The sequence below is a fragment of the Crenalkalicoccus roseus genome, assembly GCF_004761865.1.
Taxonomy (GTDB): Bacteria; Pseudomonadota; Alphaproteobacteria; order Acetobacterales; family Acetobacteraceae; genus Crenalkalicoccus; species Crenalkalicoccus roseus.
Genome location: NZ_SJDM01000056.1, coordinates 1 through 5,668 on the forward strand (window position 1 = coordinate 1; position 5,668 = coordinate 5,668).

The 5,668-nt window shown below is 74.9% G+C and carries 6 protein-coding genes and 1 pseudogene; 3 read left to right on the forward strand and 4 right to left on the reverse strand.

The genetic code is table 11. The annotated features are described in order from the left end of the window. From ET526_RS19190 to ET526_RS19195, 3 genes are all read right to left on the reverse strand, one after another. The coding region (locus tag ET526_RS19190) for a hypothetical protein (protein ID WP_135470309.1) at positions 1–1,110 on the reverse strand (1,110 nt) is incomplete at its 3' end. Positions 1,111–1,245: 135 nt separating this feature from the next. After that, positions 1,246–1,389, reverse strand: a complete 144-nt coding sequence (locus tag ET526_RS21365) for a hypothetical protein (RefSeq protein ID WP_158295638.1) — start codon at positions 1,387–1,389, stop codon at positions 1,246–1,248. Between the two features lie 733 nt (positions 1,390–2,122). Continuing rightward, positions 2,123–3,523 (reverse strand): CoA transferase, encoded by a 1,401-nt coding sequence (locus ET526_RS19195; RefSeq protein ID WP_135470311.1) that lies wholly within the window; start codon positions 3,521–3,523, stop codon positions 2,123–2,125. Between the two features lie 137 nt (positions 3,524–3,660). Between ET526_RS19195 and ET526_RS19200 the strand changes: the two genes are divergently transcribed. Next, a complete protein-coding gene (locus ET526_RS19200; protein WP_158295639.1) occupies positions 3,661–3,876 on the forward strand; it encodes a con-10 family general stress protein in 216 nt (71 codons plus the stop codon). Between the two features lie 7 nt (positions 3,877–3,883). On the opposite strand, the gene ET526_RS19205 is transcribed toward ET526_RS19200, so the two are convergent. Beyond that, complete coding sequence (locus ET526_RS19205) at positions 3,884–4,945, reverse strand: LLM class flavin-dependent oxidoreductase (protein WP_135470316.1); 1,062 nt, start codon at positions 4,943–4,945, stop codon at positions 3,884–3,886. 142 nt (positions 4,946–5,087) lie between these two features. Between ET526_RS19205 and ET526_RS19210 the strand changes: the two genes are divergently transcribed. After that, positions 5,088–5,354 carry a DUF6489 family protein gene (locus ET526_RS19210; RefSeq protein ID WP_135470318.1) on the forward strand — a complete coding sequence of 89 codons (267 nt, stop codon included), beginning with the start codon at positions 5,088–5,090 and terminating at the stop codon, positions 5,352–5,354. Between the two features lie 9 nt (positions 5,355–5,363). Next, positions 5,364–5,668: pseudogene (locus ET526_RS21770) on the forward strand (hypothetical protein); the annotation flags it as partial.

Genomic DNA, 5,668 nt, shown 5'->3' on the forward strand with positions numbered 1-5,668 from the left:
CCGATTCCAGCCAGAGCTACTCGGGCCTAGTCCGGTGGCAGCGACGCCGGTGGCGGGGGAAGCGGCGGCGGCCAAGCGGAGGCGTGGCAGCCCGCCGGCCTGCCGTGCCGCCTCGGCGAGGCCGATCGCGCTGGTCATCGCTGCGGCGAACATGGTCCAGAGGTGGTAGCGGAGGTCGGAGGCGACGCTGAAGACCAGATAGCTGCTGCCATAGGCGAGCGCTGACAGGGCGAGCGCGAGAAGGAGCGCGCGCGCCGGTCCTGGCCGCAGCGCCGGCGCCAGGATCAGCCAGCCGAGCGCCACCGCGAGCCAGGCGGCCGGCCATCCGGCCGGGGTCATGGCCTGGACGAGGCCGGCCTCGCGGATCGCCAGGGTCAGCGCGTTCGGCTGGAAGGAGATGCCATGCGGGTTGTCCGAGGTCTCGATGAAGGTGACGTCCTCCCGCGCATAGGGCAGCAGGAAGCGCAGGTTGGCGTTTGCATGCGCGGCGCGGTGGCGAAGATAGGCGAGCGGCTCGGCGGTGACCGCGCGGGTCCAGAGCAGGAGCGGCTGCGCCTCGCCCTCCCGCACCACCTCCCGGAACCGCTCGAAGACGAGGCGGCATTCGCCCCAGAGATAGGTGTCCCACCAGATTGGCTGGTAGCAGCGCTGCCGGTTCATCTCGGCGAGGTCGGGGATCCCGAGGTCAGGAAAGTGGTCGCGCCCCGAATAGCGGCTGATGCCGCCAAGGTCGTAGACGATCGGTGACAGCCGCACGTCGGAGGCCTCAGGCCGGAACAGCGCCCTACTCGCCACCTGTGACAGCACCAGGGAGGCCGCCAGCAGGACGGCGCCGAGGGCCAGCCGACGCGCCGGCGCCATCCGCCACGTGTCCGGCAGGAGGTAGAGGATCAGCGGCACCGCCGCGAAGGGCGCGTTGAAGCGCAGCAGCATGGCGAAGGCGAGCAGCGCCGCCAGCGCTGGCCAGGCCCAGATGGGGACCGACCGGCCGGCCAGCCGGAAGCGGGCGGCCACGCCGAAGGCCGCGAGCAGCGCGACCGCCAGGGTGGTGTCCTTCATGATCACGCCGAGATAGCCGAGCGGGATGGGCAGAAGGCCGCCTAGCAGCACCAGCAGCGCTGCCGCCCCGCGTCCGGAGGCGCGCAGCCCGTCGGCGATCAGCCCGAGGCCGAGGCCGTAAAGCAGGAGGTGCAGGTAGAGCTTGGGAACCGGACCGGAGCCGAGCCAGTCGAGTCGCCGCCACAGTCAGGCCATGACAGGCGGATGCCAGTCCGTGTAGCGGCCGGTGATCGCCTGCTCGTACTGGTGGAAGGAGTCGGGGCGCATCACGCCGGGGAAGCAGGCGGCCGCGACAAACCCGATGACCGAGGCGACAAAGACCCAGATCATCCAAGGGCGGAGGCGAGGCCGGATCGGTTCGAGAGGCACCATCTGGCGGCAAGGCTGGGAAGGATCGGGACCGTACCACATGGTTCATGAAAGCCGCGATACTATTAAGGCTCGCCATCCTGAGTGCGCCGGTTTTCCTTGCGCTCGGCTAATGTTCTGTGTATGTTCGCGTCGCACCGCCGCGCAGGGAGCCCCGCCGATGCGCCGAGTGGCAGGCGCTCCGCCCCTTCCGCCGCCACGAGCGCCGCCCGGGCCGCCCCCTCGGCACCGATCCGCGCCCCCGCCTCGACGCCAGGCTGCGCGCCGCCACCACCGGCCTGCCCTGGCGCGCCCGGCCCCAACACTACGCACTACGGCCGCAGCACCACCATCGCCCACCACTTCCGCCGCCTCGCCCAGTCCAGCCTCTGGACCCGACTGCTCAAGGCCCTCGCCCACCCCAAGGCACCGCCCGCGCTGCGCGCCCTCGAGTACCGGCTCCGCCGCGCCGCCCGCCGCGCCATGCGCCTGCTCGGCATGAAGGGCCTCGACCTCGCCCAGCGTCTCGACCTGCTCAGCGCCCGGCCCATGCTGCCAGAGCGCGATGTGTCCCACCGCCTCGCCACCCCCATCACCGCCCTGCTCGACCGCCTGCCCGAGCAGAGGCCGCCCCCCCGGAACCCTCCGCCGCCTCGGCCGCCGCAGGCGGCAGGCGCGTCCGGTCAAGGAAGTTCGCCCCGCCGTGAGGGGGGCCTCAGCCTTTCCAGCGCGGCGGATGGGTGCCGAGCGGCACGGAGGGCAGGTCCCAGCGCGGCGGCGTTCCGCTCAGCCGCCCGGCATGGCGCAGCGCCGTCAGGCGGCCGAAGCCGCTGTCGTGCTCCTCGAGCAGGTCGCCGATCTCCCCGATCCCCGGCACCCGCGCCGCGAAGCCCTCGCGCAGCCGGCCGAGGCCGCGCAGCCAGCGCCCGGTGCCGGCCAGCGAGACGCGCACATGCCAGGACCCGCCCTCCTCCGCCCGCCGCAGCAGCGCGGCGAGGCTGCCGAACGCCAGCAGGTAGCCCGAGGCGTGGTCCAGCGCCTGGCAGGGCAGCGGCTTCGGCTCCTCGGCGCCCGCCGCCTCCGCCTCGGCATGGTTGAAGCCGCTCGCCGTCTGCACGAGCGAGTCGAAGCCGCGCCGCGCCGCCCAGGGCCCCACCTCCCCATAGGCGGAGAGCGAGGCGCAGACGATGCCCGGCCGCAGCGCCGCCAGCGCCTCGGGGCCGAAGCCGTGGCCGGCGATGGCGCCAGGGCGGTAGCCCTGCACGAACACGTCGCAGCCGGCGACGAGGCCACGCAGCGTGGCGCGGTCCTCCTCCCGCCGCAGGTCGAGATGCGCGGCGCGCTTGCCCCGGTTCACGTCGAGGACGAGCTGCGGGAAGGACGGAAGATGCGGCCCGGTGAGGTGCAGCACCTCCGCCCCGTGCGCGGCGAGCGTCCGGCCGCAGACCGGCCCGGCGATGACGCGCGTCAGGTCGAGCACGCGGATCCCGGCCAGCGGCCGCGCCGCGGCGGGCGGCAGCGGGCGGGGCGGCGCCTCGCCGATCCGCTCGATGCGGAGCGGCGGCAGGGCGGCGGTCGCCCGGCCCTGCGGATGCACGTCCCATTCGGCGAAGCTCCGCATCGCCGTCACGCACAGCCCGGCCTCGGCCGCCGCCTGCTCGAACGCCTCGGCGCCCCAGGCCCGCAGCGCGGCGGCGACCGCGGCGCGCTCGCCCGCGCAGCCGAGCAGGCGCAGCACCCCAGCGCGGTGGTGCGGGAAGTTGGTGTGCAGCCGCAGCCAGCACCCGTCGCCGCAGCGATAGGTGCCGGCGATGGCATCCCGGTGCTCGCCGGGCGGCGCGCCATCGCGCAGCAGGTAATGCTCGCTGCGGAATTCCAGGGCGGCGTGGCGCATCTCCACCGTCACCTCCTGCGCCTGGCCGGTGCGGCGGCGCCACACCTCGGCGGCGGCCAGGGCGGCGGCGGCGATGCTCGCCTGCGCCGCGGCGCCGACGCGGAAGGAGGAGGGCAGCGCCGGCTCCTCCCCGGCCAGCCGCACCCAGCCGAGCGCCGCCTCCGGCAGGCCCGCCTCCTGCCAGAGCGCGGCGAGGATCCGCATCGGGCTCGGATCAAGCATGGCGTGTCCTCCTGCATCCGGCCCGCCCTCGCGGCCGAGGGTCGCGGCGCCCGCGGGAAACGGTTGCGACCGCATGCGTTGTCCCCGCAAGCCTCCATGGCGGAGGCCCGGAACGACCCGAAGCGATGGGACAGGCCATGGCCAGTGAGCGCTTCTCCGGTGGCAAGGGCAACCCCGGCAATTTCGCCAATGACCGCCGGCGCGCCGCCGAAGCGGGCCGCATCGGCGGCCAGAGGCAGGGCCGGCACAACAACCCCGGCAACTTCGCCAATGACCGCGCCAAGGCGGCCGAGGCCGGGCGCAAGGGCGGGCAGCACAGCCATGGCGGCGGCGGCGGCCGCCCCGTCACCTGAGCCGTCGTCACGCGGCGCCGAGGCCATCCGCGCGGAAGCGCGGCGCCACCTCGGCCATGAACAGGCGGATGGAGCGCCGCGCCACCTCCGCCGGCATCGGGCCCAGGCGGAAGGCGCAGATCACGCCGCCGACGCCGGTGGCCTCGATCTCCCCCATGCGCGCCGCCACCGTGTCCGGGGCGCCGCAGATCAGCGCGTGCCCGGCCTGCACCCGCGCCGGCGGCGCGGCCTCCTCCACCATGCGGAGGCCCTGCTCGGCATGGATCCGCTCGCGGAGCGCGCGGCGCTGCGCCTGCATCGCCTCGAAGGCGGGAAGGCCGATGCGCGCCGCCTCGGCGTCGGTTTCGGCCACCACCACGTTGCGCCAGACCCAGCTTGCGGCGAGGCAGCGCGCGATGTGCGCGGCGTCATGGCCGGCCTCCTCCATGGCCTGGCGATAGGCGCGCAGCCGCGCCTCCGTCACCGCCAGGGACTGCACGTTCATCAGGAAGGGCAGGCCGCGCCGCGCCAGGCGCAGCGCCCCCTCCTCCGAGGAGGCGGCGCGCAGCAGCGGCGGATGCGGGCTGGTCCAGCAGCGCGGGCGGAGCTGCGGCACCTTCAGGCTCCAGAACCGCCCGTGGTGCTCGAAGCCCTGGGGGCTGGTCCAGGCCCGCAGCATCACCGCCTCGGCCTCCTCGTAGCGCGCCCCGGCCTCCCGCCAGTCCATGCCGTAGCCCTGGTATTCGTAGACGTTGTAGGCGGTGCCGCGGCCCAGGCCGACGATCAGCCGCCCCTGCGTCAGGTTGTCGAGCAGCGCGATCTGCTCGGCGAGCCGCACCGGATGGTGCAGCGAGACCTGCGCCACCGCGAAGCCGATGCTGAGGCGCCGCGTGCAGGCGGCAACCGCGGCGGCGAAGGTGACCGGGTCCACATAGGCGCAGTTGCCGTCGAAATGGTGCTCGGCCAGCCACAGCGCCTCCATGCCGAGCTCGTCGCAGAGCTGCGCCTCCTCCAGGCTTTCCGCGATCACCTGGGCGTCCATCTCCGGCGTCCGCGCCTCGGGGAACAGGAAATTGCCGAACCGCAGCATCCGCGCCTCTCCTCGCCTCGGGGCGCGGCCAGCCTATCGCGGCGCGGCCGGGCGGCAACCGGCGGCACCGCGCCCTGGCGGGGGCGCGCGGCAGGGTCCATATCGCCCGGGCGGGCGGCCTCCGGTGCGAAGGGTGCGAGGGATGAAGATCAACATCGAGATCGACTGCACGCCGGAGGAGGCGCGCCGCTTCCTCGGCCTGCCCGACCTGCGCCCGATGCAGGAGGCGGTGATGGAGAAGCTGCAGCAGCAGATGCTGCAGGCGATCTCCGCCACCTCGCCCGAGGCCCTGCTGAAGGCCTGGATGCCGATGATGCCGCAGACGCCCGAGCAGATGCGCGAGGCGATGGCGCGAATGTTCGGCATGTTCGCCGCGGGCGGCGCTCCTCCGCGCCGCGAGCGCGAGTAGCCCGTCCGCTTGCCGCCGGAGGCGCCTCGGCCGCCCTCGCGGCCCGCGGGCCGGGAGGGCGCCGCGCCCCGCCGCGCGATCCCGCCGCGCCGGGGCGCCGCCCGCCGGCGCGGGCACGACATCCGGCCGGGTCTCGCCGCCTCGGTCCTGCTGCATGGTGGGCTCGCGCTGCTCGCGGTGCTGGCGGCCTGGCAGCGGCCCCGGCCGCCCGAGCCGCTGCCGCCTGCCGCCTTCGCGGTGCATTTCGCGGCGGGCGCTCCCGACCGCCCGGCAGAGCCCGCGGCGGACCCCGCGCCGGCGCCGGCGCCGGAGGC